Source organism: Ruficoccus amylovorans (assembly GCF_014230085.1).
GTDB classification, from domain to species: domain Bacteria; phylum Verrucomicrobiota; class Verrucomicrobiia; order Opitutales; family Cerasicoccaceae; genus Ruficoccus; species Ruficoccus amylovorans.
This window is the reverse complement of the sequence record NZ_JACHVB010000014.1, coordinates 316,991-342,669: the sequence shown is the minus strand read 5'-3', so window position 1 is coordinate 342,669 and position 25,679 is coordinate 316,991. Positions and strand designations below refer to the sequence as shown.

The window sequence follows — 25,679 nt, the reverse complement described above, 5'->3', positions numbered from 1 at the left end:
AGGATATGTTGCCTTATTTATACCAACAAATCCATCAATCTTTAGATAGTTGAGCAAAATATTGGGATTACTGGTCAACCGGCAGGTAGCGGTGAAATGTTGTCCGATGTTACTATCCGCGGACAACAACCCAATTGAATACGATGAAAAACAACCCTGAATTCCCCGCCCAAGGCGTCGCCTGCCCGGTAATCCGTGACCTCGTTCCCCGCATGCCCAAAGCGGCCCCGACCAAAATCGGCATGGTCGGCGTCGGGCTGAAAATGCACTTTGTCTGGGCCGAGGCTTCCCGTCTCTACCGGATGGCCTGCGAGCAGGTGCGCGAGGCCCTTCCTGCCGAATCGTTTAAACTTTGCGCGGCGGAGGAACCTTTCGAATCGCCCGAGGAACTGCTCAAGGCGCTCGACAAATTCAAGGCCGAAGGAATCGAAGGCGTCATCCTTTTTCATGGATCCTACACGGCGGGCGAAATCGGTTCGCAAATGGGCCGCTGGCTGCGCGACCATCGCATGCCGCTGTTCAGTTGGGGCTACCCCGAAGTCAAAGGCGGACGGCTGACCGCCAACAGCCTGTGCTGCCAGAACTTCGTGCTCAACGCCTTTAAGCGCCTCGGTGTGCGCTATACTTGGATGTTCAAGGACCTCGCGGCCGACGGCAAGGATGGACTGATCGGGCGCTTCGCCCGCAGCGTCCGCGCTTACCAACGCTTTCGTAACGGCAAGGGACTCATCGTGGGCTCCGGGCGCGTTCCGGGCTTTTACGATGCCGAGTGCGACGAACTCGCGGTCATGGATCGCTTCGGCTTCCGCTTCGACCGTATCGGGCTCGAATACGCCTTCGACCGGGGTGATCGCTTCTCCGATAAAGATGTCGAGCGCGTTCGCCTGGCGCTGACGCAGTCTCCCCAATGCGGTTACGACAACGTGCCCGCCGAACAGGCTTACAAGACGATCCGTCTCGCGCTGGGCACGCTTCAGATCGCCGCCGAAGGCGGGCACATCGGCTGCGCCCTGAAGTGCTGGCCCGAGCTGTTCGACCTGTACAAGTGCGCCGCCGATGGTGCCCTCGCGATGCTCAACGACTACGGCCTGCCCGCCGCCGACGAGAGCGACATGAACGGCCTCGTCTCCATGTGTGCGATGCATCTGGTGCGCGAGGGCGCGTCCATACCGACCTTGACGGATATCTCGCTACTGGACCCGCAACGCAACGTACTTGGCTTCTGGCACTGCGGGGGCTCCGCTACGCGACTCCTGCGCACGGGTACGCAATACGAGTGTCGCCGCCATTCCATTTTGGAAAACGCTGACGAGGAAACCGCCTGGGGTCTACTGATCGAGTCGCTGCTGGAAGTCGGCCCCGTCACCGTCACCCGCTACCTTTCCCCTGACAGCAGCCGTGCGTTCACCTTCGAAGGCAACGTGATCGACTCACCCATGGCCTTTCGCGGAGCCTATGCCGATGTCGAGCCCGTCGGCCCGCACACGGCTGAGCAATTGATGGGAACGATCCTCGACCACGGTTTTGACCACCACTGGGTGATGGGGCGCGGCCACTTCGCCCGGGACCTGTCCATGCTGAACCACTGGCTCAGCGTCAAGGATCAGCCGGTCACCAACGCAGGTAACTCCTGCGGTTTAAGCGCCTGAATCCAAACATAGAAACCCCATGGAACAAAGCACCGCTTTCGACGTAATCGGAGTCGGTCTGGTCGCCGTCGATGTCCTTTGGCGTACGCCTGGGCACGTGACGGTCGGCGGTAAGAACGAGGTGGCGGACATGGTGCTGCAAGGCGGAGCCCCCGCTGGCAGCACCACCAGCCAACTCGGACGCCTCGGCTACCACTCCGGTTTTCTGGCCAATCTCGGAAACAACACCCTCTCGGCCATCGCGATTGAGGAGTTCCGGAGTCGCGGCGTGGACGGAGACCTCTTTAATTGCCACCCGGACGCCGCCCCCGCACTCGCGCTGTGCGAGATCAACCCAAACACCGCCGAGCGGACGGTTTATTACAACCTGAGTAAATACAGAACGCTGCAAAAGGGAGACATCCCGTTCACGGTGTTACGCCGGGCCCGCCTGCTCATCATCGACAGCTTCGAACTAGCGGCAATGGAAAGCATCCTTGAGGCCGTCCAGGACAGCCCGGTTCGGACCGTGCTCGACCTCGAACACGGCGACCGGGACGCGATGATCCGCTGCCTGAAGCTGGGGTCCGACATCATCATGCCCTGGGAGGCGGCCCGGGGAATCACTGACGCCGCTACCCCCGAGGCTGCGCTGGCACACCTGGCCGAATGGTCGGGAGGCAATCTGCTCATCACCGACGGCCTGCGGGGAAGCTGGGCCTGGAACGGCGGCGACGTTCTCCATCAGCCTGCCTTCCGTATAAAGGCCGTCGATACCACCGGCTGCGGGGATGCCTACCACGGCGGTTACGCCGTGGGCCTGCTCGAAGGCTGGGATTTGGCGATGCGCATGGAATACGGCGCTTGGATTGCCGCCCAAGTCGCCACCGCTCTGGGCGGACGCACGCGCCTACCCGACCGAGAAGCGCTCGCCCGCTTCGATGCCTCCATCCTGAGTGAGCCTACACGTCAGGCGGTCAGGCAATTGATCCAACGCGGTCCTCGCCATCCCGAAAGCGTATGAAAATCATCCACGAACGCCAAGCCGTGCTCGCATGCCTGCAGGAAGCCCGGGCTACCGGAGCACCCGTTTTTTGCCCGAACGCGGAAACCCCTGACGAAATGGAAGGTGTCCTGAGCGCCGCGCAGGCGTTCGCCGAGCAGCACGACTTGCCGCGCATCAGCGTCGGCCTCGGCATCACCGCCTCCTACCCGGACCATCCCCAGTTACGTCGCCTCGACCTGAAATCGGTACTCACAAGGTCAGGCTTCTGTGAGGCGATCCCTTCCTACTCGGTCGTAGAGCGGGCATTGATATGGCTCGACTGGATCGCCGCCTACGCCCGCCCCAGCACTTTCCCGGCAGTGCAGGCCATTCCGTTTCTCGACCACGGCTGGGCTTCCCTTGAGGCCGATATTGAACTGATGGAGCACGCCGAATTCATTGAGCGCACGGGCATCATCATGTTCGACGCCAGCGGTTGTGAACTGAAAGAAAACATCGCGCTGACCCGCGACTACGTGCGGCGCCACGGCGGCGCGGTCGTGGTCGAAGGCTGCCCGGACAAAATCCTTTCGCAAGCCGACCTGTCCGCCAAGCCAAAGGACACGCCGCCCTTTCTCACCGACCCGGAAACCGCCGCCGTCTTCGTCGCCGAAACCGGCGTTGACCTGATTGTTCCCAGCCTGGGCACCGAGCACCGGGGCCAGCCCGGCGAGCACATTTACTACCGGCGCGAACTAGCGCGGACGCTCGCAGAAAAAGTCGGTCCCATCTTGGCGCTACATGGCACCAGCAGCCTGGGCGACAGGCTGTCCACTGTAGCGCAAGACGGTATCTGCAAGGTCAACTTCTACACCGCCATGGCCTGGCAGTCCAGCCTCAGCCTGCAGGAAGCCTGCGCATCGATGGGCACGGGGAACATTCACACCTCCTGCGGCAGCTTTGTCCACCGAGTCCGCCGCGCCGCCGTCCGGGAAACCTGCACCCGCATGTTCAATGTACTGATGCCCTGAGCGGCTTCGCTCCCACGCATTTACCGGAACCATGATCAACTTTTCCAAAACACTCGACCAGAAACTTGCGCGCATCCTCGCGGGCAAAGCCACGCGCCGGGACTTCATCCTCGCCGACGCCAAGGACGCCGACATGGCCTTCGGCATCACCGCTCCGGGCCCCAATCGCGCCGGGACCTGTCCCCACGGCTATAACGCGATTGACGGCTGCTACAAAACCCTCACGGACTACCGCGAACAGATCCGCGCGGTTGTTCAGCAGGGGCTGATTGATATCATGCTGCTGTCAGCTTCCAACGTCGAGCAGTTGGCTATCGAGGAAAAGCTTTTCCGCAACTCACCGATCACTCCGGCAGCCCGTGCCAATGACACGACCGACGTATGGGCGGTACGTGGTGGCAAATACGCCCGTTTCCCCTCACGTCACTTTCGCACGGCGACCCTTGAGCACATCAAGTACGGCAAGCTCGAAACGAATCCCCACAAGCCGTTCACAGGAGCCGATCTGGGGCTTTACTCAATCACCTTTACCAACGACTTGGAATGGGATTACCGCGCGCTCGAAGAATTTCATGACTTCCGGCTGGAGGCCGAAAAGAAACGCTTCCGCTATTTCCTCGAAGTCTTCAATCCCAACGTCGATCCCGGCATCGAGCCCGCCAAGGTCGGCGGCTTTCTCAACGATTCAATTATCCGCTGTCTGGCCGGCGTGACCCGCGCCGGGCGTCCGCTCTTTCTGAAAATTCCCTACAACGGCCCAGGACCACTGGAGGAACTCGTGTCCTACGACTCCACACTCGTAGTCGGCATTCTCGGTGGCAGCGCCGGGACAACCCTCGACGCCTTTCAGCTTATTCATGACGCCCAAAAATATGGCGCGAAAGTCGCCCTGTTCGGACGCAAGATTAACCTGTCAGAACATCCACTGGCCTTCATCGAGTTCCTGCGCTGCATCACCGATGGCGAAATCTCCCCGGTCGAGGCCGTCCGAGCCTACCACGGGGTGCTTCAACAATCCGGCATACCCGCTGTCCGTTCGCTTGAAGAAGACCTCAACCTTTCCCCAACTCAGCAATGCTACTCCTGACCTCCAGAGGTATTCGCAAGAAATACTCTGCCCCTAAGCTTAGATATTAAAAATCACCATCGCCATGCTTCGTACTTCACCTTCAGCGAGATGAGTATATTATGCGCTGAAAACAATGTCCCGCAACTCTCGCCCGTATCGACCATCCATGAAAGAACCGGCCACGAATCGACCTGATTTTATACCTGCATCATTACCCACGAGCACATCCTGCTACACGACCACAAATGCAGAATACTCACTAAACGGCCTTTGGGAGTTTATATTCCTTGGTGAGACCGCCACCGATGTATTGCCGGAACTTCCGCAGAACGCGTGGGAAAAGGTGCTCGTGCCCTCGGCCTTCGACGCGTCGGTGACACTGCCCGGTCGAAGGGGGCTAGCCTGCTACCGGTGCTCGCTGGAAATTCCGCCTGGTTGCGCGGCCCAGTTGTGGTTCGGAGCGCTGTCGTTGTGGAGCCGTGTGTATGTGGACGGGCAACTCCTGCGGGAAAACGCCTGCGGGTACGAACCTATGCGGGTCAGCATTCCGCCGTCGCCCCACTCCTTACGCGAACTGCTGGTTCTGGTTGACAACCGATTCAACTTCGAGATCACCCCCATGCACGAGCCGTACTTCGATTTCTATCAGTACGGCGGCATTCTGCGTGAGGTAAAACTCCGCATCCGTCCGCCCGAAGGGCCGTGGCTGGAAGATATCCGAGTGACACCTGGTGAGAACTACCGCTCAGGTGCTATCACGGTCGACATTTTAGTCGGTGGCGAACCGTGTGGAAAGCAGTTTGATCTCATGGTGATCGTTGATAGACACGAACGCCAGTTTCTTACATCCCTGCGCGCGCGCACCGATTCAGATAGCTCTTTCCGGTTCGATCTGCGCGTTCCCTCGCCACGCCTGTGGTCCCCGCAAGCGCCAGAGTTGCACCAGTTAAAAATCCTTCTGCAAGACAAGGACGGCAAAGAGCAGGACAGTCGACTCGTCCGCTTTGGCCTAAGGCGAATCCAGGCACGGGATGGCAGACTGTGGCTTAACGACGAGCCACTGGTTCTTAAGGGGGTCAACCGCCACGAATGGCACCCCAACTACGGCCCGTGCACCCCGCCCTCCCAAATGTTCTCGGATATACAGTGGATGAAGGCGATGGGATGCAATTGCGTCCGCGGTTCGCATTACCCGCAGGACCAGCGCTTCCTTGATCTCTGCGACGAACTCGGCCTACTTGTCTGGGAGGAAAATCTAGGCTGGGGCCAGCGGGAAAAAACCTTTGCCAGCGCAAAATTCGTCGAAGACCATCGTCAGGCTCTCCTCTCCATGGTGCGAGAAAGCTACAACCACCCCTGCGTATTCTGCTGGGGGTTTCTGAACGAAGCGGGCACCGACTCGGATTACGTGCGTCCGGTCATGGAGGAAACCGTGGCTCTTCTGCGCGCGGAAGACCCGCAGCGACTGATCACCTTCGCATCGATGTATGCATTCACCGATCAGTACTTTGATCTGGTGGACTTCATCAGCGTCAACACCTATCCGGGCTGGTATGGTTGTGAACAGGCAGACAAACCGCTGGCCCTTATCCGCACGCGACTGGAGGAGATTGTCGCCTCGGTGGACGAACGCGGTCTTACCGACAAACCGGTGGTCATCTCCGAAATCGGAGCCGAAGGGCTCTACGGGTGGCGTGACGCCCACGGGGATTTTTTCACGGAGTCTTATCAGGCCCGTCATCTGAAAGCGGCCATTGAGGCAGTCCTCGACATTCCCCGCTACAGCGGCATTCTGCTCTGGCACTTCAGCGACGTGCGAACATACAGCGGCGGGAGGTCGCTGATGCGACCCCGCACATTCAACAATAAGGGAACGCTCGACGAATATCGCCGCCCCAAAGAAGCATTCGTAGCTGTAAAAGCATGCTTCACTGACACGACAGAAACGGAGGTAGACGCATGAATAGCTCTCGGGGAAATGCGAAACCAGATGGGTTTTCTTCCGTCCGCCGTACGAGCGAAGGTCTGGCTGTTGCTGGCTTTCATGAATGCCTGTGACATATCACCGACGAATAAATCGCCTCGAAAGAAGCAGTCCGCACCTATCAGGTGGTACTTCAACAATCCGGCATATGCCCTGCCCGTCCGCTTGAAGAATATCTCTCCCTCTCCTCAACTTAGCAAAGCGATCCCCTGACGCCCAAGGCCATTAGCAAGCAGTCCTCTCCTCCGTAAGCAGTAGGGGCATTAAAAACGACTAACACCAAACCAAAAACTCATAAACGTGACAATTAAGGTGGACTGACGGACACCGATTAGAACAACCGGCTGCCGGTGGAGACGGCTTTCACGCCGAAGACAAAGCCTGCGACCATGCGAACGGTGCTCCAGAACTCCGGTCCCTGGACAAAGCCCTGAGCTTGGGTGACGATCTTGCCGCCGCCGAAGGTGATCAGGCCCCAGAGCATGGAGAACGGCTCTTCGTTGCTGACGATCTGGGTGGGCATGTCCATCCAACCGGCGATGAACGGCAGCAGAAAAGCCGCCACGATCACGATGATGGCCAGTGTCGCCGTGAGCCAGGGCTGAGTGCGCTTGGCGGCGGCATTGGCGTTCGCGTTGTTCAGCTCCGCGTTCTTGCGGGCCTGTTCGTTATTGGAAATCGCCACATCGCGTAGCGTGGTGATGAAGCCCTGTCCGAGCTTGAAGACTTCCGAAACTCCCTGAAAGAGTCCGCCTGCGACGGCGCTTGCCGCCATTTCCGTGATGACCGGGTCCATAATGATCCTTGGGTTGAGGTTACTCTTACGTGGGATTGTCAACCAGAGGCTCGGGGATCTCCAGCGGCAGGACAGGCGCGGTGGCGATGTCCTGTTCCTTGGCGATCGTGTAAGAGGTGCTTTTGAAGTAATGGGAGCTGTCCTGCTGGAAGGCGTCCTTGCGCAGCACATGCAGGTGTTCACGCCGAATGAGAAACGCCCGCTCCCCCACTTCGTGGTCCACGGCCAGCGTACCAAAGCGTCCGCGTCGCAAGTTGGATAGGGACACGGTGCCGTCCGCGCCCACCACGTAGCCTTCCACGGAAAGGATTTCGTCACCGAGGAACATGAGCACGGTGTCGGCGTCGGCCTGTGACGGCGTCTGGGTGGCCAACGTGGCCCGGTCAACGGCGTGCGCGTCGATCACGGCATCTGCCCCGTCTTCGAGAAGATCGGCCGTCAGCGTGCCGGTGACAGCAAAGAACCGAGCCTGTGAGAGGAAGGCATAGTTGAGGTCATCGGTGGAATGAAAAACGTTGTAGCCCGTGATGAGGCTGTGCGCCCGCACGCCGAGATGGGCCAGTGCCATCTCGGGCTCAGCCACACCGGATAACTCGACGGGCAAGACGAATACAGCCTCGAAGGGCATCGGGTCGGCATCGTAGGTCGGCTGCTCGGGCGGCGTGTAGGGAGCGGGCGTGACGCCGGAGACTTGGTTGGCCACATCGAGCACGAACTGAAGTTCCAGTTCGGCGTCGTCGCTTCGTCGGTGGGCAATGCCTGTCACTCGGCAGTTGAGCAGGTAGTTTGCCTGCGGGAAGGGACGGAGCCGTATCGGGTCGCCGGGGTTGAGCCCGATACCCTTCGAATAATGCACCATCACCTTGCCGCCTACCTCGGGCAGCGCGGCCCGGCGTCCCGCCTTGGACACCTGGGCGTTGGCGACGCTTTGCCGGGTGATCCAGCGTCGCTGGAACGTGACCGGCTCCTGCGTGCCGTTGAGCGCGTGGGCGGCGGCATCGTGGTGGATGGCGACCGACTCCTTAAACTCGCGGTCCCGGTCGGTATAGACGAGCCGGGTCTCGCTACTAACCTGGCTGAAAGCGTCGCTGTCGATCTCGGGGAAATCGGTCTGGTCGGCGGTATCAATGATCAGGGCGTCGGTAAAATCCACCGGCAGCGAGGCCGAGCCGAAGCGGTACTTGCCGTTTTTCTGGTAGAGGAAACCGTCGAAGTAGCCGAGCATCTCTGCAAGGGATTGCGGGAGCGATTGGGCGTTGTTGATGAGCGGCGAAATCCCCATGTCGGCCTCCACGAGTTTGGCGGATGTTTCTTCCCCACTGCCGTCAAAGTCGGACAGGTAGATGCCCAGTCCGTAGCGGGGATGGGTGGCCAATTCGATAGCGGCATGAATCGGGCACACGTCCCCGGAAAGCTCCGGGTTGGTGTAACCGGGAATAACCGTGCGACGTGAAACGACAAACTCGACCTGCGGGGCGGATGTGCGGTCGCGCCCAAAAATCAAGGGGTCAAAAACGACGTAGCACTGCCCCCGGTAAGCCGGATGGCCCAGCGGCTCCAGCAGCGAGTCGGCCAACTGACTATCGCTGCCCCAATAGAACCGGGCCTGCCCGTAATTGGGCAGCGTGATGAACGCGAACTGCCCGGCCACAGCCGTAAGGGGGCCTTCCCAGACCTTCACGGTGTCGATGTAGATGGCGTGGAGGGTATCGACCGGCCCGCTGCAAATCGCCCCGGCGAGCGCCGCCTGATAGGTGTAGCCCACGGTGGTGGTGGACGTGCTGTCCTTGCCGCTCTGGTAGGTGGTGGTGATGGGGATGGCCTGCGGGTTGATGGCGGGCGATATCCACGTCAGGCTGAGGCGCACGGTGCCCGCCACCCACGGCAGCGGTCGGGCCTCCTCGTTGGTGGCGACGCGCTCGGCCTGAACGTTGGTCAGGCTCTGGACCGGCGCAGCTACCGCCTGCGTGCTGCGAAAGAGAAAGCTCATGATTCCATCAGGCGGTAAACGGCATCCCGACGCCGGGCATAGGTCGGATCGTCCAACTGGCCAAACGTGGTTCCCAGCCCGCGTATCGAATGGATGAATACAGGCGGCGTAACCAGCATCCCGAGATGATGCGGGGCACGGCCCATGATGAACGTCACCAGATCGCCGGGCATAAGGCGCGTGCCATCATCCAATCGAACACAGTCGGGAATGCTTTCCAGATACTCCCGAAGTTGCGAATCCTCCCGGTGGGCGGTGGCGTCCAGCGTGTAGCGGGGCGGCTTCAACTCGTGGGGAAAACCGCAGGCGGTGGCCAGTTGATGCACCAGGTGGACGCAATCGCAGCCGCCCTGGCACACGCCTTGGAACGGCACAAAGGGCGTGCCGATCCAACGCCGGGCTTCCGTGTCCAACATTTTTACTCTTTCAGGATTTTTAAAGAAGGGTCTCATCGTTATAAAAGGGGGCAGCGAGCAACGCGAGCGATGGGGCACCGCCCCATCACGGTGCGTGAGCACCGAGGATCATAAGGCTCTGCCTTATTTCTTGCCGCCGCCGGAAGCGGGGGTGGCGAGGGACATGGCCTTGAGAGTCGGGTTTTCGTAGGGGATGAAGGGGTGGCCGCCGTAATTGACGAAGTTGTCAAAGCGCTGCTTGCAGGAATCGGGGGTTCGGTCGCAACCGGGCCAGGCCGAACAAGAGTCCCCGGTTTGTGAAATGCGCAGGGAAGCGTTCAGGTAGAGCCGATGGCGGGTCGCGGAGAGGATTTCGGCGTAGCGGATGGTGCGGACTTCGACCTGCGGGGCGGTGCCGATTTCGATATAGCCGCCCGCCAGCCAGTCGGCGGCTTTGTCCGCGAGGGAGGCGGACTCGAAATCGATACTGCCGCCGTCCGTGTCTATAGCTTCAATGGTGCCGGTCAGTCGGTAGGTGGCCGAGGGCACGCGGCAGGTGGAGCCGTCGAAGAGCTGGTAGTTGCAGCGGGTTTGGAGGTAGAAGCGCGGAACGCGCTTTTCGCCGTAGGAGAGCGGGCTGACCGCCTTGGCTTTCAATGTATAGCCCTGTCGGGTGACGGATTCGATGATGCCCCGGAACAGGATGGTCGGGGCCTCCAGCACGAGGCCGGTCACTTCATCGACATGGGCGAGGCTCAAGACGACGCCCGTGGGCTGACCGATGTGGATGGGGAGCCAGTCCTCGAAGGGGTTCCCTTCCCAGGCGAACAGTTCGAGGTTCAGCTTGTCGGTATCGCCCTCGGTGGAGACGGACAGACCGCTATGGTCAATGGGCACCGGCTGCCAGATGACGCCGCAGTTGACCGGGATATCGTGGCTGGTCAGGTGGAGCGAGTAGATGTCGCGCACCCCGTAGCGGCGGGTGATGCGGTAGAGATAGACCGGGCGACGGGTGGCGAGCGCGTTGGGGACGGCGTATTCCTCGGGCAGTTCGATGCCGGTGAAGCGGATGCGGGCGTGGTTGTCGGCCTCGAATTCGTATTCGATCTCGTCGTTGGAAAGCCGCACCAAGAGCAGGCGCGAGACCTGCCAGCAGTCGGCGTTCGCGGGCAAGGCTGCGTCGAGCGTGACCTGCGAGCGCGTGGCGAAGGCGGTCGCTTCGACGAGCAGGACTTTCCGAAGCAAGCACTGGCCGTCCAGCGAGCGGAATGCGAGGTGCTTCCCCTTCAGGTGCGACCAGTCGGAGAAGGCAGATGTTTCGATGAACACGGCAGCCAACGCCGACATGGTCAGCACGGTCACGTCCTCCGAGCCGGTCGCCAGCCAGAACGCCTTAAAGCGCCCGCTACGGGCATTGAAGAACGCCTCCACCACATCAAGGGCATCGGCGTCCGGGGCAACGGTCACAATTTGCAGGCGCTCCTGTGTGCTGGCCTGCACTGGCATAGCGGGTTGCGCCCCGAAGCCGATGTCGGTGACTTCCGGCTCGTAGTTCAGGGTCCGGCACATGGACTCGCCCAAATCGGCCACCAAAGGGAAGACGGGGATGTCGAGGTAGGTCATCGCAAGCCGAGCAAGGTAAAGATGTCGTTGAGGTAAGTCTGGGCCGTGCGTCCCGAAGGTATGCCCACTTCATAGAGGACGTACTGCGAGGCCAGCGCCGGGCCGAGAGCGGCGTAGCTGGCCGCGCCCGAGACGGCGGCGGCCAGGTGAGCGTTGAACGCCTCATGATCATCTTCCCAACTGCTGGCAGTCGGATCGACCGAATACACCTTGCAGCGGGAAAACTCGCGTCGGGCGTACTCCGTTTGAAAATTATTGTAATCGGTCGTGAAGGAACTGGTCGGTTCGTTCTCCGGAACGCGTGGCACTCGGTGGTAACCGCTGCTGGCCTCGTTGATGAAGGCGAGTGAGACGTAGCGGGCGGCTTCCTCGCCGGATATATGGTAAGCCAGCCGATCCAGCCAGCGCTCACTCGACCAGTTCTGCACACGGACAAAGTGATCGGCCTTCTCCTGGTCGCCCCCGTAGATCACATCGCGCAGGAGCACTTTTAAGTTGTTGGCGGCGGCGGTGACGTTTGGCACATCCGCGTTCATACTTCCCGAGGTGTCGATGAAGAATAGGAAGTAGAGGTTGGCCAAAATCGAGAGCCAGTTGCTTTCGGTATCAGTTTCGGTAAAAACAAATTCAGCGCTGATCGCCTCCAGCTGCGTCGCTCCCTTGAATCTGATTTCAAAGGCCCGGCCACTGCCGCCAAGCAGTTCCGTATCCACAGATTCGATACGACCAAGATCAATGGGGAGAAGTATGTCGCCCGCCACACACGGGAGCGCTTCCTCCAACGTGAGCACGGGACCGGACACGGAAGCGATCTTGGCGGCAGCAGTGATGTCCCCGAAGGGTCTCGTCGTCCCCACCCATTGCCCGGCAGTCATGTTGGCGGCAGCACGTTCCAGCGTGACGGTATTCCCGGCTACTTGGGCAACGATCTGCTCTCTCCCCCATCGAGGGACGGCAGCCTTGGCCGATTCCTGCGCTGCCCGAATGACAGCCTCCACCGCGAAGGTCCGGGCAGCGGTGTCGATCGCAATGGTATAATTACCGCTCCGGCGCGGTTTGGTAAACCACGAGGCTCTCTCCTCCAGTCCGGTCACGCCCTCGGCCACAGACGAGCGGTGCGCCTGCCGGTGCTTGAGCGCGAACGACCAGTCTGGCGCAAAGGGAATGAGCGTGTGGTTGTCGATCTGTTCCGGCATGCATACCGGAACAAATGTCAACCCGTCAACTTAAGTAGGGCGTTGCGGTAACGCTTGATAACCCGCTCGACTACCTTCATCTGAAGCCGAACCTCTGCCCTACCCCGCAGAGCCTTTTTACTTTTGGGCTTTTTCATCGTGAAAGGGATTAATGACCGTGACGCTTCCGTATTGCTGTCCGTGATTGAGGTCTTCGGAATAAAGCGTGTGGGCCTTTAAGCGCTCGGCAGCAGCGATCACCGCCGCATCCCAATAAGAGACCTGATATTTAACAGAGTTGCGAATCGCCTCGCTGATTAGTCCGTAATCAGTCGGCACACTCGCAAAGATGCTGAGTTTGTCGAGAAACGCCAGAGCGTCTTCGGGGGGCAGTGGCGTTTCCAGCTTGCGGGTGACGGTCACGTAAAACTCCTGCATGACCTGTGCGGAGGTGCCGAAATCAACCCGACCAATCAGGTCACGCGCAATCCGCTGCTTGGTCCGGTTTTCCGGGGACGCGTCCACCGCATACACCAGAATATTCGTGTCCAGCAGGCATTCAGCGATCATACAAATCCCCGCGTGACCAGTTCTTGTTCCCAACTCTGGCCTTGGACGTCTGGCACAACTCCAGCAGCTCAACCCGAGCCTGCACCTGCCGGTCCTCCCGCGCAATCAGATCGTCCAAATAATCACGGATGAGGGCATTGACCGAGGTGGAACGCTCGGCGGCAATCTTCCGCGCCCGATTGAGCTTGGGCTCCTCAATGCGAAGGGTTAAATTTTTCATATGCACATATTATGTGCATTACGTGCAGCTGTCAAGCTCCCCAACTGAGTAGGACTATCCGGGAATGCCGAGTCGGAGTTTGTTACGGCTCATGATATCTAGGACGGCGGTTTCGCCTTCGGTGGTTTCGAGGAAACGGCGCAGGTCGTTGCGGGTACCGGTGACGGCGATGTTCACTTGGCCACCCGCCTGCGATTGGGTGCGCGTTGCGGACACGGTGTCAGCCAGCCCGCCCTCCGCAAAGGTCCGGCTGGACCAGCTTTCAGGAGGCAGGCTCGGGAGTGCGGGCCGATTGACCCGCAACTGACCCACAAGGTTGTCAAAGTAAGCCGGTCCCTGACGGGCGACGACATCGGCGGGAACGACGAACTCGCCCCGGTGGACGATGCCTGCCGGTTCGTATTTACCGCCCAGCCCCGTATAACCACCCTCGGCAAAGCCGCCAACAGAAGCCAACACGGCGGTCAGCACCGCCGCCCCGATGATGGCGGCAGCGCCCCACGAGCCGATGGAGGCTAGCATGGCGGTGGGAGTCATCGCGGTCTGTTTGACCGCTTCCTGCGCCACTGTGCTGGTGGTGTCGGCCTGTTTCAACGATTCGCCCATGACGAACATGCGCAGGCGCTCGGCAATCCAACTAGTTGCCATCTGGGTGAAAGACTGGATCAGCGATCCACGGATGGTGCCGGTCACATTGAGCAGGGCACCCTGCCAGGTCTGCGTGCGTGTAATCAGTCCCTCCATGCTGCTGGACAGGCCCGATTGCAGGGCGCTGTTGATGTTGCTGAAGGTATTGGTCGCGGTGGACTCCAGTGCCTCCATCTGCGTGGCGATTTCTTCCGTGGGCGAAGTGGCCGGTTCCACTCCATCGGGCGTTGCCTGGCTTTCACGGAGTGCGATGCGTTCTTCGATCAGCGCATTCAGCCGCTCGGCGGCGGTCAGGCCCCGCTCGGATTCATCGGCGGACAATCCGAGGATTTCCCGGCTGGCATCGAGGTTGGCGTTCAACTGGTCGCGGATCAGGTCGGAGAGTTCCGCAACGCCCTCGCGCTGTTCGGCCAGCAGGTCATTGAACTCCCGCGCCGGTTTGACGGCGTTATTGCCCCAATCGACACGGCCAAAACTGACCGTTCCGATCTGGGTGCCGTCCGTGAACGGCAGGGCGGCGGTGATGGCGTTGACCCGTTCGATCACACCGTTGAGCAGTTTTTCAAAGCCAGCCGTGATCGCGTTGAGGATAGCGGAGAAAGCGCGGCCCAAAAGATTGACGGCTTCCTCAAAGATCACCCGGGCCTCCGAGCCGATTTTCCGAAACCCCGCCGAAAGCCACACAACCGGCGTTTCCAGCAGGTCAATCAGGCTGGTGGCCGCTTTAGTCCCGAAGGTCATGACGCCGTTCAAGACTACCTTCCAGCCTTCGCCATCCTCGCCCAGCCATCCGAGCGCATCGTCGATCATGCGCTGGGCCGCTTCCGTGCCCGTCTCGAAACCCGCTTCGATGGACAGGCCGATAAACTGTGCGGCGGTGCCGTCGCGGAACGATTCCAGGGCCAGATCAAGAAAGCCCCCGATACGTTGACCCGCCGCTGTCAGGTCAATCGAGTTGAGCGCTTCGAGTGGGCCAAGCAACTCGTCGGCCAGCATATCCCCGATCCCGGCGAAGAGTTGGCGGGACTTGTTGGGGATGCGGCCCATGAGCGTGTCGATGCGCTCAAACTGCCGGGCGTTGCGTTCCATGACCTCGGGCATCGCCCCCAGCGAACGGGCCACATCGTCGATGTCCCCGGAAACGAACAGGCTCTGCAGTTCGGCCCCGGCCCGTCCGAAAATCCGCATAGCCGCCGCCGAGCGTTCAGCCGGGTCTTCGATGGCCCGGATGGCGTTGCCAATTTCGCTGAACTGCTCCGTGGGGCTTTTCTCCATCAGGTCCTCGTAGGACAAGCCGAGCGCGTCGAAGGCCTTGACCGGCTCCTGCAAGCCCTCGGACGCCTCCACGAGGGACTTTTGCATTTTGTTGATGGCCAGCCGTGAGTTATCGGCGCTGATGCCGTTGTCCTCGAAGGCTTGTCGGAGGATGATCAGGTCTTTGACCGCCACCCCCGTCTGGCTGTGAAGGTGATCCATGTCCGCGCCCAGTTTGATGATGTCACGGGCACCGCTAATGACGGTTCGGGCCGACAGGTAGGCGGCGGCGAAACCGGCCACCCCTTTGATCAACTTGCCGAAGCCTGCCGTGGCCTGCTCCAGTCCGGCCAGCTTGGAACGGATATCAATCAGGACACTAACACGGGAATCGGCCATCTATAGGCCGGGCGCGTGTCAACGCCAGTGCTTACCACAGCCGGGCGGGAACCGCTTCTTCCAGCGGGGTCTCAACCGGGTCATCCAGCAGGCTGAAGAAGTCAAAACCGGTGCGGGCTTCCACTTCGTCCACGGATACCAGGTATTGGCTGAAATCATCTGACTCACCGGCTCCCTGCGGGATGATGACGGCGATCACCCGCAACTCATCGCGGTCCGTCACGTCCGCGACCATTTTGAAAAAGCCGCTGGGGATGGTCACACCGGAGGGCAAACGGCGTACCGGCTCCTCGTAAACCGGCCCGGTGATGACCCATAGCTCGTGAAAGCGCCGCAGCCAGGACTGGGCAACCTGTTGCTCCAATAGCCGCCAGATCCCTTGATTGATCTGCGGCTGTTGCGGTACGACGTTCGACATCAGAAAGGTTTCCATCTGCGCCTGCGGGCCGTAGACCACACCGATCGCGTGATTGGGAGCCATGTGCCCCCGGTCGAATCCGCTGCCGGTGTAGTCGTTGTGGCTCACCCGCGCCCGCGTGCGCATATCCGTCTCAAAGGACTCCGGGCGATCCTCCGTCCCGCCCTCGGGGGTGTAAGTCAGCTTGTAGGCAACCCAGGCCGGATTTTCCATCTGCTCATCGTAGCCCACCACATAACCGCTGTTGGTCAAAAGCTGCAAGCGCCTGTCCGCCACAGGCAGGCCCGCCAACGTGTAGCGGTCAGCACCGAGTGCATCCGCATCCACCACAATGCCCCGCGAGGCAGGGATGCGGTCCATCACCCACTCGATCCAGCGGTCGGCCTTGCGGTTGGTTTCCCGGCGATCCCGCAACCAGACAAGCACGGCAATCGCCCGCTGGTTCACCGCTTCCTGCGTCTCATCATCCTGCTGGCTATACCAGATGCCAAAGCCCAGCGCCGCCAGCACAGCGAGCACGAGCGTGATCTTTCCGAACCGAAAAGGCAGGGACAGCAGGCTCTTCTTCTTGCGGGATTTGTTTTTTCGTCGGGCCATCCGGAGTTCTAATAAGGATGCACGCGGCTATGCCAAGCTCAGGCTTGACCGGAAATCCCTCAGGTATCTGCCAAGGGTTGAACGGGCACACCCGCGCCGCCGTAGAGGCGGTGCAGATCGGCGGGCTTGGTTTCCGTAGTGGCCGTGTCAATACGCAGGGAACGCTCGAATCGTCCGAGGGCCTGTGCGGCGGGTTTGCTCCAGATAGCGGATGCGGCCAAGGCGCGGGACTGGGTGTGCCAGTGCAGGGACTCCATGTGCCGCTGTTGATCCTGCTTTATCAATAATAGCAGTTCCGGCAGGGACAGCGTGGCGGCGATTTCCGCTACGCCTTTGCTGAGGATGCAGGCACACTCGGCGCAGAGATCGGCAAGACTGACCGCACCTTCTGCCCGCTGGCGGCGATGGGAAGCAGCGCCTCGTTGACCTGCGCCCGCCGCTCGCCCCAACGGCAGGCATTCTTGAAATTTATCCCGTGGCCCTGTTCGCAGATGTCCAGCAGCGAGTCCACCGTGAGCGTCTCAGCCCACCCCTCGGGCTTGTCACAGAGGAATTCGGCCAGGCGCTCCTCCTGATCGACCAGGCGCAAGTAATCGGGAAACTCCCGAATCTTCAAAAGGCGGACGGTGACCGTTTCCTCGGCACCGTCGTTGGTTTTTACGGCGAGGTTAATTCCCCCGCTGATGATGGCGTTGTTCGCGTTCATTATTGGCTGCTTGTTCGGGGTCGTATTCATCGACCGGATTGTCGAGGCCGAGGGCGGCGATGCCCGTCTCCAGTGCTTCCTTCGTGTCAAAATCCACGATCTCGTGAACGGAGTCGGTCTGGCCGTCGGTCTCGAACGCGCTGAGTACGCGCTGGCCGTCATGGATGCAGCGCCAGACCGTGCTTCCGTTCTCGGGAGCGCTGGCGCGGTTAAAAGTGAGGTCACCCTCCTGTATGGTTTCGATCATAATTCTTCACTGCTGGTCCAGCCGGACCTATACGGTGATGGTCCAGCCTTTGCCGGTCAGGGTGGTTTTGGCGGCAGCGGCTTCGGTCGAGCGCAGGTTGTTGGCCGAGCCCGGATTCCCGGAGTAATTGAACTGGCCGTTGCTGGCGGTGGTAGAACCGGCCAACTGGATCAGGGCATTATCGATAGCCTCAGCGGTGAGCTGATTATTATGCGCCCGAAGATAGCGCAGCTTGGTCAGGCCGGTTAAATCCGGCAGCTCCGTCAATTGGTTGTCGTTGCAAACAAAGTAGAAGAGTTCAGCCAAGCCCGTCAGGGAAGGAAGTGCCGTCAGTTGATTTTCGTTACAGTAAAAATTCTTGAGGGCTACCATCCCGGTCAGTTCCGGTAATGCCGTGAGCTGGTTGCTCTGGCAGTAGAGGTAGGCCAAGACGGTGAGGTGATTGAGCGGCGGCAGCGCAGTCAGTTGGTTGCTTTCGCAATTGATCTGTTGCAACTGGGACTGAGCACTGAGATCGGGCAATCCCGTCAGTTGGTTCCCCGCCAAGTACAGGTCTCTTAGCAGCGTAAGATTTTCAAGAGGCGGGATCTGCGTGAGATCGTTGTAGGCCAGACTCAGGCTTTGCAGGTTGAGCAATCCCTCAATGCCCGAGACGTCTTCAAGCGCCCCCTCCTCAAGGTAAAGAGATTGCAGTTTCACCAACGGGCTCAGGTCGGGGATGCGGTGAAATTTGCACCCATAGTAAAATCCCAATGACGTTATTTCGGTCAGATGTGTGATCGCCGGGAACCGCTCAAGAGGGCATCCGAAAAAAGAGAGGCTGCGCAAGTAAACGAGGTTCTCAAAGTGCAGTTCACGAACACTCACCCCGTCCAGGTAAAAGCCCGTCATGGCCGGATCGCACCACATACGCAGATGCGGGGCTCGTTCGCCTTCGGGACGGGAGGCAATGCTGTCCGTCATCTCCACAAGGCGCTGGGGCTCGCCGGTAGGCAGGACCGTGGACGGGCCTGTCAGCGTGCCGAGCGTGCCCGGTGTGCTGGCAGGCAACCCGGAAGTCGGGCCAAAGAGTTCGTTCAAGTCGCTCATGGCTCAAGAGTCCTTTCGCAGATAGACCGTGCCAACCGGCGAGAGCACATCGACTTTCATCTCGTATCCGAACCACTCATCTCCCACTTCGGGCTGATTGTTCAGGCGCACATTGCACCAGAAATCCTTGTGCATGAGACGCGGGCTCTGGGCGTGTTTGTCGTCCCAAACCCGCAGCCGAGCGAAGCCGTTCAAATTCTGCGGGCGCTGAAGCGGGTTGATCTTCCGGTAATCGGGGTCGGTCCCGGTCAACTCGCCGGACACCCCGTAAAACAGCGCCTCCACCGCTCGGTCATCGACCTCTTCCAACTGGAGCAGGTAACCAAGACGTAGTTGCGTCGTGAATACACGGTCGAGAATTTTGACGCTCCGGTAGGAACCGAAGTGATCTTTCGTCTCGGCCTGATTCTGAAAAGAGAACGTCTTGACGTTGCCGAACATCGCAGTGGCTTCGTCGTAGGCGGCTTCGCTCTCGGGGACCACGGTGGTCCCGGTAATGAGCGAAAAATCACCGCTGCCAATAAGGAGAAGGTTCGGGTTGGGCATGGGCTTAGGGCTGGATGGTTTTTACCTGGAAATTGCAAAAGTATAGGATGAGGCCGCTGTCGAGCGGCCCGGCTTCATACGCGGGCGTGTCAACCTGAAGGACGTGGCGCAGGCCTCGCTCGGTCGCCCAACTGGCCTGATGCAGTACCTCCAGGACCCGTTCAGCCACTTGCAGAGCGTTTTCGCCGGTCTTGTTCTGGGTGGGGTTTTCCAAGACGGACACCACCACCTCATTATGCAAGAGCAGCCGGGGGCTGTCGGCCTTGGGCGCGGAACCGGAGGACTGCACCAGTACGAGACAGAGTCCCTTTTCCTTCAGAGCCGACTCTAAACGCCGGTTGTGGTCGGCAGAAATGTTGGCAATGATTTCCAGCTCGACCAGAAACGCATCTGTGCGCAGTTGAGCCGTGACAGCGGGGATGACTTCGGAGAGTTTCATGCGAAAATGCGGCCCACCGTCCGCTTGAGGGCTTCCTGCTGTTTGCGCCGGACGTAGGTTTTCATGTCAGTGGCCTGGGCACGAAGAGCCTTGTCCACGAGGCCGCGCTGGCGGTTCTGCACCATCACCCCTTCAAGAAAGCTGCTAATGCGCACGGAGGGATGACGCTGCCCCTTGACCGTGCGGATGAGCGCTTCACCGATCTTGCGGTTGCGCCGGGAGGTCGAGCTGTGGCGGGCGTTCTGCCCGTCGCGGTTCGCCCGCCAGGCGCGGAACAGGTAGCTCACGGACAAGTAGCGAATGGAACGCTTGCGCAGGGCCAGTTCCTGCTTCACGGAAAGCGACTTGCCGTCCGCGCCCTGACGGCGGCGGATGGCGTAGCCCCGAGCGGCGGCTTCCTGCTCAATCTTGTCGCGGGTCGGGGCAATGGCCTTGAACTGCCGGTACAGTTCCCACTGCACCTTCTTGGCCCGGTTCTCGATCAGGGGTCCGGCCTCGCGCTGATTGTACCGCAGGTACTCGCGCAAGGTCCGGTCAAACTGACGCAGGGACTGACTGGATGCCGCCTCGGCCATCAGCGCCCCTCGAAGTAACGGGTGGACAGGCTCACAAACTCGGCGCGGACCTCGATGGGCCAGTCGCGTTCGTTGTCGCCGTACTGCGCCTTGGCGTCTTCGACAAAGGCGTGGAGTTCGTCACGGGTAACGCGCTCGGAGGCACGTGCGTGGACACAGGCCCCCACGCACAGAGCGCAGGCGGCGAGAAGGGCAATGAGGAAGGTTTTGTTCATGCCGCTGGCGCGGTGTCAAAACAACTCACAGCTTGCCCAAGAAGCGTAGCACCCCAAGCACAGCCACCACCAACGGCGGAATCGCCGTCGTTACCCAGAAGAATTTCAGGAGCATATCCATTTTTCCCTTGAGGTCGCGGATGTCCGAACGCAGTCCGTTCTCGCCAGTCTGCCCCCACAGCGTCACCTCCAGCACCGTCAGGCGCTTTTCGATATCACGTAGGCGGGTGAAGATTTCTTCGTGCTCGTTCATACGTAGGATATCTCGCACTCGAAGTTTACGGTGAGATCACCCGGTGTGCGGATGATACGCGTCACCCGATAGCGGGCCCCCAATTCGTCCTCGAAGCCGTCCCCGACAACGGGCAGGCCATCGGGAAAGGCCGAGACGAAAGCCCGAACGCCAACAGCGTTGTCATCACCGGGCGTAAGATCAAAGCCTTCCGCTTTCGGCTGAAGCGTGCGGATCAGGGCTGTAAAGGGGTGGTCATTCCAGACCAGAGAGGAACCGGCAATTTCGAGTAATTCGGCAAAGCCCTCGGCCTGGTCGTGCTGTTTGGAAGTCATCCCCAAACAGAGGCTTGTCAACGGTATCCGCGCAAATCTATCAACCCAAACGAGTCATCACAAATCTTGACCAACGGAGGGATTCGGAACAATTATAGTTCGCTTCGGACGTTCGTTCTTTCGTGCCATCAATAATACGGTCTACGCCTAACATTTTTCGATGAGAACACCACACTATCAATATTTTCTAGCTCTTGAGCAGGAATTTGAAGAATCCATTCGTTTTGCCGAGCTCGACAACAGAAACTCAAGCACGTTTTCGACTTCGTATTTAAAGATGCTTTTCGCTGCTTGCATCGAAGTAGAGTCTGTCCTTAAAGCAATTAGTAATCGGAGTTCTATTTCAGTGTCTCCAGATAATATCAATGGTTTGCGGAGAAGTATATTAGGCATTTATCCAGCCTTCCATAGAATAACGGTGGAAATACCAAGGTATTCTATGAGCATTTCACCGTGGGAAAGTTGGGGCAATAACACGAATCCACCATGGTGGCATGCCTATACTGCAACAAAGCACAGTCGTCAAACGTCATACGAACAAGCAAACCAGAGGAACGTCGTGGATGCTATTGCTGCTCTATTCGCATCCTTGATATATCTCTACGCTGAACCTAGCCAGCGCATTCATTTAGATGTTGAACCGCGCTTGTTCCATTATGAAAACCTATTTCCTTCTCATTTAGTCTGTAGTTCAGATATTACGTTCCCCACAGAACACGACCCGGAAACCCCATCCCCCGATGAGGCCTCCGAGTCATGAACGACGGGCAGTATTCCCAAATTACCCCGCCGGGCCGACGATGCGCTTGATGGAAGCATGAGCTTGTCAAGCGCGGTCGATGATTAAGGATACGGGAATGGCCCTGTCAGAATTTGAGCACGCCAAGGTAGAGCAAGAGCTCGTAAGCTTGCTGAAAACGGTTCGTCCCCCGGTCGAAATGCGCGACCAGGTCGATGTCATCTACCGGATAGAGGGGCAGAGCATTGTCCTGATCGAGAAACGCCCCTACTGGAGAGACCCCAAAGAATTCACGGAGAGCGAATTCGCCAAGGTCACGTTCGTGAAAAGCACAGGCACGTGGAGCGTCTATTGGAAGCGTGCCAGCGGGAAGTGGGAGCGTTACGAGCCGTGCAAGACGGTTCCAACACTGGAAGCATGGATACGCCTGCTTTGCGAAGATGCCCACGGCTGTTTTCAGGGATAAAAACAAGCCCCGGCATGACGCCGGGGCCTGTGCGATAACCGTAAACAAAAGCAAGGCTTTAGTCGAAAGTGGCGATACCTGCCTCGGAGAGCACGGTCTGCAAGGCAGCCTTGAGTCCAGCGATGTCGTTGGCGGCGGCGATGGCAGCACCGTCAGCCTGCCGGATAGTGACCACCTCCCCTGTCTCCGAATTATAAACACGGATTCGGCCCTCTGGATCGACCACGGCCTGCGCCGTCACCGCGCACAGCGGCTTGGGCGAAAGCTCATTGCGGCCATCGGGCATGGCGGCAGCCTTGGCCCCTAGCGATTGAAGTTCTTCGTCAGTCATGGGAATTATGAGTTGAGGTTGTAATGGGATAGCGACGACAAGGAGCGTAAGGGCGAAGCCCTTCACGATGCGCCAGCATCGGCAGTTAAGGCCCTATGGCCTTACGATGCGGAGGATGCCTTCCTTGATAGCACGGGTGAAACCGTACACACACTCGAAGGCGGCGATTTCCTTGCCCGAGTCGTTGTCGTAGTAGCGGCGGTAGCCGAGCGTGACCCCGGTGGATGGGTCGGTGACGGGACCGGCCTCTAGGTAGGACTCGGGACGCAGGGGCATCAGGTAGCGGTTGGCGATAGCCAGCCCACGCGGGTGAGCAGCGAAGCCGACCAGCTTCTCTTCGTTCTCCGGCAGGATGGTCGTCTCAAAGATATCGAAGCCGTAGATGCGCGGGATGCGGGCCTCCTGAAAGGCGGGCTGGCTGACCTGAATGAGGTAGCTCTGGGAGATTTTCGAATCACCCAGCAGCGCGGAGTAATAAGAGTCGTCGAGCACGAGCGAACGCTCTGTCACCGGCATATTCACGCCCGCGCAGGCTTCGCGCATCTTCAGGACCTTAGCCGCGTCGAAGGCGGTCGCGGCCACCGCCGCAATGGCAGCGGCACCGTAGTTGGCCTCCGTGATCGCGCTCCAGATGTCCTGCAACACGTCCTGGGCGAGCTGGCGGGCCTTGCTTTTGGCCAGGCGTTCGAGGCTGATGATGCTCGCCTCGGAGTATTCCTTGTCGGTGAGATGGAGCGACTGGACCTTGTGCCGGGTCAGTTGCACGGGCACGGTGTCCACGGAACTGTCGGCGTTCTGCGAGTAGCTGCCCTTGAAGTCGTAGGACTTACCGGCAGCGCCGATCAGCGGCACATGCACCGTCTTCCCCCGTTCGGTAAACTCGGCAGAAAAGTCGGTGGAGAAGGCCCGCAGCGGCATGAGCGCCGCCACGAAGGCTTCGAGAAACACATCCGCGATGCGGATGTCCTGAATGTTGTTGAGTTGGTTGGGCATGGCTTAGCGGCGGGAAAGGAGTTTGTCTTTGTGCTTACGGAAAAACGCGGTGCGCTGGCCGGGATCTTCGATGGCCCGGTACTGCGCCATCAGGTCCGGCTGCTCCGGTGTGTCGTCGGGCTTGATCTGGAGGGGATCGACGCCGACGCTGGCGCAGATTTCGGCAGCCTCTTCTTCCGCCGACTTGGCGGCGGCCTTCAGATCGCTGACGGTCGTTTCGAGCGAACCGACCTGAGTCTCCAGCGACTGGATGGTCTGTTTGGCCGTGCTGAGGTCGCGCTTGGCCTGGTCCGTTTCGGCGGCTTTCGCTTTCAGGTCAGTCTGCGCCTGAGCAAGTGCGGTGGCGCTTTCGTCCACCAGTTCGTTGGCCGCTTCCAAGTCGGCCTTCAGTTGCGAGGTCTGGCCGTCCTTCTCGTGGAAGGCAGCCAGGAGTTTGCCGTAAGTCTCGCGGGCAAGCGCGAGCGTTCCGAGGGTTTCCGGTGCGGGGAAGTCGTTCATTTACTGAACGCCCCCGTGTCAACTGGAATAGGGCTAGCCTCGGATTTCTTGTTTCAACTGATCGTAATCGATATCGAAGATTCTCCCGTCATCGGGAAAATCATATTTATCGAAGAAGCTTTTTGAAAAACACGGAAGCTTTTCATCCGGGGCCATAAAAGGGGATAGACTCTCAATCTCGTAAACCCATCCGTGCTTCGTATTCCGTTTAACTTTGAAGTGCTCACAAGGAAACGATGCCGGTTGGCTCATATCCGGGTCATCCAATATCTCTACGTAATCATAGAGGTATTGCCCCGAAAGGTAGAGAATGCGCCCTGGCTCCAATTCCAAAAATAAATGCATGCCTTCGTCTTCGAATTCTTCCACTTCAAAGGCCCGCTTTACTCGGAACTCCTCAGTGATAACCTTACCCTCCGCTTCAAGCTTTTCGAGGTCCACGGGTTCGGCAGGCTTTCTGGTTCCGACTATTTTAAAACCTACCCAAGTACACATCATAAGCATTGCCGCACAAAAGAACAAGGCGAGCCCAATGGGCAACATACCGGAGAAGACGCATACGGCAAGGCAGATGAAGAGGCAAAGCCCAAGCATCCCGATCAATGCGATTCCAAGTAGACGAAACACATCTGAATATTCGTTGGTGGAATTAAGAATTTCCAGCCAATTCATCCAACCATGCCAAGCAGTTCCTCGTAGGCACCGGCGTACGAACCGATGCGGTCAATGAGGTTGGCAGCTTTCGCCCGTTCGCTCAAAAAGGTCTGCCCGCGCATGGCCGACTGCTGCACAGAGCGGTGAGCAAGCACATGCTCGCGGAACTGCCCGAAGTAATCGTCCACCATTTCCTGAAGGTGCGCCCGATGCGCTTCGGAAAAGTTCGGGGGCCAGGTGGCGTCTTTCAAATCGCCGCCCGTGTGCGTGATGTAGGCCGGTTTCCAGCCGCGCTGCTCCCACTGCCCGGACGTATCCACCAGCGGTAGGATCGTGCCGATGCTGCCCACCTGCGCAGAGGGCGCGGCGACAATACGGGAGGTTCCGGCAGCAATAGCATAGGCGGCGGATGCGGCCAGTTCATCCACCCAAGCCACGGTGGGCACGCCGCAGTCGGCCACGAAGCGGGAGGTCTCGACGTTGCCGCTGGCCGCGCCGCCGGGGGAGTTCACATGCAGGAGAATTCCGCGTGCGCCAGATTCCACCGCATCGGCAATTTCGGCTTCAATCTGCTCGTAGCCGGTGTTGCCGCAGGCGCGTTCGATCTGGCTCAAGTTTTTGCCGAGGACGCCAGTGACGTGGACATGGCCGATGCCTTGAGCGTCGATTTCCAGATCGGGCCGGGGATTGACGAAGGCCGACAGATCGAGGTTTTGCGCTTCCCCCGACAAACGGTTCTGGAGAACTTCATGAACACTCAGCCAACCGGAAGCGGAAATATTCCAGGGTTCGCGGTAGACGGCATGAAGGATGTGGGCGAAGCGCATAACGA

Annotated in this window: 31 protein-coding genes; 7 read left to right on the top strand and 24 right to left on the bottom strand. The window is 59.5% G+C overall.

Annotated features, from left to right (window positions below; translation table 11 throughout):
- Positions 1-143: 143 nt before the first annotated feature.
- The 5 genes from H5P28_RS05980 (at position 144) to H5P28_RS05960 (ending at position 6,676) form a co-directional block, all read left to right on the top strand.
- A complete protein-coding gene (locus H5P28_RS05980) occupies positions 144-1,649 on the top strand; it encodes an L-fucose/L-arabinose isomerase family protein (protein WP_185674804.1) in 1,506 nt (501 codons plus the stop codon).
- Positions 1,650-1,668: 19 nt separating this feature from the next.
- Positions 1,669-2,652, top strand: coding sequence for a carbohydrate kinase family protein (locus H5P28_RS05975; RefSeq protein WP_185674803.1), 984 nt, complete (start codon positions 1,669-1,671; stop codon positions 2,650-2,652).
- On the top strand, positions 2,649-3,644 hold the full coding sequence (locus tag H5P28_RS05970) for a class II fructose-bisphosphate aldolase (protein WP_185674802.1): 996 nt from the start codon (positions 2,649-2,651) through the stop codon (positions 3,642-3,644). Before H5P28_RS05975 ends, H5P28_RS05970 begins: the two co-directional genes overlap by 4 nt.
- Positions 3,645-3,675: 31 nt before the next feature.
- A complete protein-coding gene (locus H5P28_RS05965; RefSeq protein ID WP_185674801.1) occupies positions 3,676-4,731 on the top strand; it encodes a beta/alpha barrel domain-containing protein in 1,056 nt (351 codons plus the stop codon).
- A gap of 148 nt (positions 4,732-4,879) precedes the next feature.
- On the top strand, positions 4,880-6,676 hold the full coding sequence (locus H5P28_RS05960) for a glycoside hydrolase family 2 protein (RefSeq protein ID WP_185674800.1): 1,797 nt from the start codon (positions 4,880-4,882) through the stop codon (positions 6,674-6,676).
- A 352-nt stretch (positions 6,677-7,028) separates the two neighbouring features.
- On the opposite strand, the gene H5P28_RS05955 is transcribed toward H5P28_RS05960, so the two are convergent.
- From H5P28_RS05955 to H5P28_RS05865, 19 genes are all read right to left on the bottom strand, one after another.
- Complete coding sequence (locus H5P28_RS05955; protein ID WP_185674799.1) at positions 7,029-7,493, bottom strand: hypothetical protein; 465 nt, start codon at positions 7,491-7,493, stop codon at positions 7,029-7,031.
- Positions 7,494-7,518: 25 nt separating this feature from the next.
- Entirely contained in the window at positions 7,519-9,483 is a 1,965-nt protein-coding gene (locus tag H5P28_RS05950; protein WP_185674798.1) for a hypothetical protein, read from the bottom strand.
- Positions 9,480-9,899, bottom strand: a complete 420-nt coding sequence (locus tag H5P28_RS05945; RefSeq protein WP_185674797.1) for an NlpC/P60 family protein — start codon at positions 9,897-9,899, stop codon at positions 9,480-9,482. Before H5P28_RS05945 ends, H5P28_RS05950 begins: the two co-directional genes overlap by 4 nt.
- Before the next feature lie 123 nt (positions 9,900-10,022).
- Positions 10,023-11,501 carry a phage BR0599 family protein gene (locus tag H5P28_RS05940; protein WP_185674796.1) on the bottom strand — a complete coding sequence of 493 codons (1,479 nt, stop codon included), beginning with the start codon at positions 11,499-11,501 and terminating at the stop codon, positions 10,023-10,025.
- Complete coding sequence (locus tag H5P28_RS05935) at positions 11,498-12,697, bottom strand: hypothetical protein (protein WP_185674795.1); 1,200 nt, start codon at positions 12,695-12,697, stop codon at positions 11,498-11,500. The genes H5P28_RS05940 and H5P28_RS05935 overlap by 4 nt, the downstream gene beginning before the upstream one ends.
- 117 nt (positions 12,698-12,814) lie before the next feature.
- Positions 12,815-13,246 carry a PIN domain-containing protein gene (locus tag H5P28_RS05930; protein WP_185674794.1) on the bottom strand — a complete coding sequence of 144 codons (432 nt, stop codon included), beginning with the start codon at positions 13,244-13,246 and terminating at the stop codon, positions 12,815-12,817.
- Complete coding sequence (locus H5P28_RS05925; RefSeq protein ID WP_185674793.1) at positions 13,236-13,466, bottom strand: DUF6364 family protein; 231 nt, start codon at positions 13,464-13,466, stop codon at positions 13,236-13,238. Before H5P28_RS05925 ends, H5P28_RS05930 begins: the two co-directional genes overlap by 11 nt.
- Positions 13,467-13,520: 54 nt before the next feature.
- Positions 13,521-15,767 (bottom strand): phage tail tape measure protein, encoded by a 2,247-nt coding sequence (locus H5P28_RS19570; protein ID WP_221773367.1) that lies wholly within the window; start codon positions 15,765-15,767, stop codon positions 13,521-13,523.
- Between the two features lie 31 nt (positions 15,768-15,798).
- Positions 15,799-16,782, bottom strand: a complete 984-nt coding sequence (locus H5P28_RS05915; protein ID WP_185674792.1) for a DNA/RNA non-specific endonuclease — start codon at positions 16,780-16,782, stop codon at positions 15,799-15,801.
- A 59-nt stretch (positions 16,783-16,841) separates the two neighbouring features.
- Positions 16,842-17,039, bottom strand: a complete 198-nt coding sequence (locus H5P28_RS05910; RefSeq protein WP_185674791.1) for a hypothetical protein — start codon at positions 17,037-17,039, stop codon at positions 16,842-16,844.
- 68 nt (positions 17,040-17,107) lie between these two features.
- Positions 17,108-17,488, bottom strand: a complete 381-nt coding sequence (locus H5P28_RS05905) for a hypothetical protein (RefSeq protein WP_185674790.1) — start codon at positions 17,486-17,488, stop codon at positions 17,108-17,110.
- Positions 17,451-17,735, bottom strand: coding sequence for a hypothetical protein (locus tag H5P28_RS05900; protein ID WP_185674789.1), 285 nt, complete (start codon positions 17,733-17,735; stop codon positions 17,451-17,453). Before H5P28_RS05900 ends, H5P28_RS05905 begins: the two co-directional genes overlap by 38 nt.
- 27 nt (positions 17,736-17,762) lie before the next feature.
- Entirely contained in the window at positions 17,763-18,824 is a 1,062-nt protein-coding gene (locus H5P28_RS05895; RefSeq protein ID WP_185674788.1) for a leucine-rich repeat domain-containing protein, read from the bottom strand.
- A 3-nt stretch (positions 18,825-18,827) separates the two neighbouring features.
- Positions 18,828-19,370 (bottom strand): hypothetical protein, encoded by a 543-nt coding sequence (locus tag H5P28_RS05890; protein ID WP_185674787.1) that lies wholly within the window; start codon positions 19,368-19,370, stop codon positions 18,828-18,830.
- Between the two features lie 4 nt (positions 19,371-19,374).
- Positions 19,375-19,809, bottom strand: a complete 435-nt coding sequence (locus H5P28_RS05885) for a hypothetical protein (protein ID WP_185674786.1) — start codon at positions 19,807-19,809, stop codon at positions 19,375-19,377.
- Positions 19,806-20,384 (bottom strand): hypothetical protein, encoded by a 579-nt coding sequence (locus H5P28_RS05880; RefSeq protein ID WP_185674785.1) that lies wholly within the window; start codon positions 20,382-20,384, stop codon positions 19,806-19,808. The genes H5P28_RS05885 and H5P28_RS05880 overlap by 4 nt, the downstream gene beginning before the upstream one ends.
- Entirely contained in the window at positions 20,384-20,599 is a 216-nt protein-coding gene (locus tag H5P28_RS05875; RefSeq protein WP_185674784.1) for a hypothetical protein, read from the bottom strand. The genes H5P28_RS05880 and H5P28_RS05875 overlap by 1 nt, the downstream gene beginning before the upstream one ends.
- 25 nt (positions 20,600-20,624) lie before the next feature.
- Positions 20,625-20,852 (bottom strand): hypothetical protein, encoded by a 228-nt coding sequence (locus tag H5P28_RS05870; protein ID WP_185674783.1) that lies wholly within the window; start codon positions 20,850-20,852, stop codon positions 20,625-20,627.
- Complete coding sequence (locus H5P28_RS05865; RefSeq protein WP_185674782.1) at positions 20,849-21,166, bottom strand: hypothetical protein; 318 nt, start codon at positions 21,164-21,166, stop codon at positions 20,849-20,851. The genes H5P28_RS05870 and H5P28_RS05865 overlap by 4 nt, the downstream gene beginning before the upstream one ends.
- A gap of 160 nt (positions 21,167-21,326) precedes the next feature.
- Between H5P28_RS05865 and H5P28_RS05860 the strand changes: the two genes are divergently transcribed.
- Positions 21,327-21,926 carry a hypothetical protein gene (locus tag H5P28_RS05860; RefSeq protein WP_185674781.1) on the top strand — a complete coding sequence of 200 codons (600 nt, stop codon included), beginning with the start codon at positions 21,327-21,329 and terminating at the stop codon, positions 21,924-21,926.
- 97 nt (positions 21,927-22,023) lie between these two features.
- A complete protein-coding gene (locus H5P28_RS05855) occupies positions 22,024-22,371 on the top strand; it encodes a DUF3024 domain-containing protein (protein ID WP_185674780.1) in 348 nt (115 codons plus the stop codon).
- 58 nt (positions 22,372-22,429) lie between these two features.
- Here the strand turns inward: H5P28_RS05855 and H5P28_RS05850 are convergent, their stop codons facing one another.
- From H5P28_RS05850 to H5P28_RS05830, 5 genes are all read right to left on the bottom strand, one after another.
- Positions 22,430-22,702, bottom strand: coding sequence for a hypothetical protein (locus H5P28_RS05850; protein WP_185674779.1), 273 nt, complete (start codon positions 22,700-22,702; stop codon positions 22,430-22,432).
- A 93-nt stretch (positions 22,703-22,795) separates the two neighbouring features.
- Positions 22,796-23,695 carry a hypothetical protein gene (locus tag H5P28_RS05845; protein WP_185674778.1) on the bottom strand — a complete coding sequence of 300 codons (900 nt, stop codon included), beginning with the start codon at positions 23,693-23,695 and terminating at the stop codon, positions 22,796-22,798.
- Positions 23,696-23,698: 3 nt separating this feature from the next.
- Positions 23,699-24,193, bottom strand: coding sequence for a hypothetical protein (locus H5P28_RS05840; protein ID WP_185674777.1), 495 nt, complete (start codon positions 24,191-24,193; stop codon positions 23,699-23,701).
- Between the two features lie 33 nt (positions 24,194-24,226).
- Positions 24,227-24,865 carry a hypothetical protein gene (locus H5P28_RS05835; protein ID WP_185674776.1) on the bottom strand — a complete coding sequence of 213 codons (639 nt, stop codon included), beginning with the start codon at positions 24,863-24,865 and terminating at the stop codon, positions 24,227-24,229.
- Positions 24,862-25,674 (bottom strand): S49 family peptidase, encoded by an 813-nt coding sequence (locus H5P28_RS05830; protein ID WP_185674775.1) that lies wholly within the window; start codon positions 25,672-25,674, stop codon positions 24,862-24,864. The genes H5P28_RS05835 and H5P28_RS05830 overlap by 4 nt, the downstream gene beginning before the upstream one ends.
- Between the last annotated feature and the right edge of the window lie 5 nt (positions 25,675-25,679).

Bases quoted from the DNA above. Each gene is read 5' to 3' on its own strand.
- H5P28_RS05980 (WP_185674804.1), top strand. From the start codon at position 144: ATGAAAAACAACCCTGAATTCCCCGCCCAAGGCGTCGCCTGCCCGGTA.
- H5P28_RS05975 (WP_185674803.1), top strand. From the start codon at position 1,669: ATGGAACAAAGCACCGCTTTCGACGTAATCGGAGTCGGTCTGGTCGCC.
- H5P28_RS05970 (WP_185674802.1), top strand. From the start codon at position 2,649: ATGAAAATCATCCACGAACGCCAAGCCGTGCTCGCATGCCTGCAGGAA.
- H5P28_RS05965 (WP_185674801.1), top strand. From the start codon at position 3,676: ATGATCAACTTTTCCAAAACACTCGACCAGAAACTTGCGCGCATCCTC.
- H5P28_RS05960 (WP_185674800.1), top strand. From the start codon at position 4,880: ATGAAAGAACCGGCCACGAATCGACCTGATTTTATACCTGCATCATTA.
- H5P28_RS05955 (WP_185674799.1), bottom strand. From the start codon at position 7,493: ATGGACCCGGTCATCACGGAAATGGCGGCAAGCGCCGTCGCAGGCGGA.
- H5P28_RS05950 (WP_185674798.1), bottom strand. From the start codon at position 9,483: ATGAGCTTTCTCTTTCGCAGCACGCAGGCGGTAGCTGCGCCGGTCCAG.
- H5P28_RS05945 (WP_185674797.1), bottom strand. From the start codon at position 9,899: ATGTTGGACACGGAAGCCCGGCGTTGGATCGGCACGCCCTTTGTGCCG.
- H5P28_RS05940 (WP_185674796.1), bottom strand. From the start codon at position 11,501: ATGACCTACCTCGACATCCCCGTCTTCCCTTTGGTGGCCGATTTGGGC.
- H5P28_RS05935 (WP_185674795.1), bottom strand. From the start codon at position 12,697: ATGCCGGAACAGATCGACAACCACACGCTCATTCCCTTTGCGCCAGAC.
- H5P28_RS05930 (WP_185674794.1), bottom strand. From the start codon at position 13,246: ATGATCGCTGAATGCCTGCTGGACACGAATATTCTGGTGTATGCGGTG.
- H5P28_RS05925 (WP_185674793.1), bottom strand. From the start codon at position 13,466: ATGAAAAATTTAACCCTTCGCATTGAGGAGCCCAAGCTCAATCGGGCG.
- H5P28_RS19570 (WP_221773367.1), bottom strand. From the start codon at position 15,767: ATGGCCGATTCCCGTGTTAGTGTCCTGATTGATATCCGTTCCAAGCTG.
- H5P28_RS05915 (WP_185674792.1), bottom strand. From the start codon at position 16,782: ATGGCCCGACGAAAAAACAAATCCCGCAAGAAGAAGAGCCTGCTGTCC.
- H5P28_RS05910 (WP_185674791.1), bottom strand. From the start codon at position 17,039: ATGGAGTCCCTGCACTGGCACACCCAGTCCCGCGCCTTGGCCGCATCC.
- H5P28_RS05905 (WP_185674790.1), bottom strand. From the start codon at position 17,488: ATGAACGCGAACAACGCCATCATCAGCGGGGGAATTAACCTCGCCGTA.
- H5P28_RS05900 (WP_185674789.1), bottom strand. From the start codon at position 17,735: ATGATCGAAACCATACAGGAGGGTGACCTCACTTTTAACCGCGCCAGC.
- H5P28_RS05895 (WP_185674788.1), bottom strand. From the start codon at position 18,824: ATGAGCGACTTGAACGAACTCTTTGGCCCGACTTCCGGGTTGCCTGCC.
- H5P28_RS05890 (WP_185674787.1), bottom strand. From the start codon at position 19,370: ATGCCCAACCCGAACCTTCTCCTTATTGGCAGCGGTGATTTTTCGCTC.
- H5P28_RS05885 (WP_185674786.1), bottom strand. From the start codon at position 19,809: ATGAAACTCTCCGAAGTCATCCCCGCTGTCACGGCTCAACTGCGCACA.
- H5P28_RS05880 (WP_185674785.1), bottom strand. From the start codon at position 20,384: ATGGCCGAGGCGGCATCCAGTCAGTCCCTGCGTCAGTTTGACCGGACC.
- H5P28_RS05875 (WP_185674784.1), bottom strand. From the start codon at position 20,599: ATGAACAAAACCTTCCTCATTGCCCTTCTCGCCGCCTGCGCTCTGTGC.
- H5P28_RS05870 (WP_185674783.1), bottom strand. From the start codon at position 20,852: ATGAACGAGCACGAAGAAATCTTCACCCGCCTACGTGATATCGAAAAG.
- H5P28_RS05865 (WP_185674782.1), bottom strand. From the start codon at position 21,166: ATGACTTCCAAACAGCACGACCAGGCCGAGGGCTTTGCCGAATTACTC.
- H5P28_RS05860 (WP_185674781.1), top strand. From the start codon at position 21,327: ATGAGAACACCACACTATCAATATTTTCTAGCTCTTGAGCAGGAATTT.
- H5P28_RS05855 (WP_185674780.1), top strand. From the start codon at position 22,024: ATGGCCCTGTCAGAATTTGAGCACGCCAAGGTAGAGCAAGAGCTCGTA.
- H5P28_RS05850 (WP_185674779.1), bottom strand. From the start codon at position 22,702: ATGACTGACGAAGAACTTCAATCGCTAGGGGCCAAGGCTGCCGCCATG.
- H5P28_RS05845 (WP_185674778.1), bottom strand. From the start codon at position 23,695: ATGCCCAACCAACTCAACAACATTCAGGACATCCGCATCGCGGATGTG.
- H5P28_RS05840 (WP_185674777.1), bottom strand. From the start codon at position 24,193: ATGAACGACTTCCCCGCACCGGAAACCCTCGGAACGCTCGCGCTTGCC.
- H5P28_RS05835 (WP_185674776.1), bottom strand. From the start codon at position 24,865: ATGAATTGGCTGGAAATTCTTAATTCCACCAACGAATATTCAGATGTG.
- H5P28_RS05830 (WP_185674775.1), bottom strand. From the start codon at position 25,674: ATGCGCTTCGCCCACATCCTTCATGCCGTCTACCGCGAACCCTGGAAT.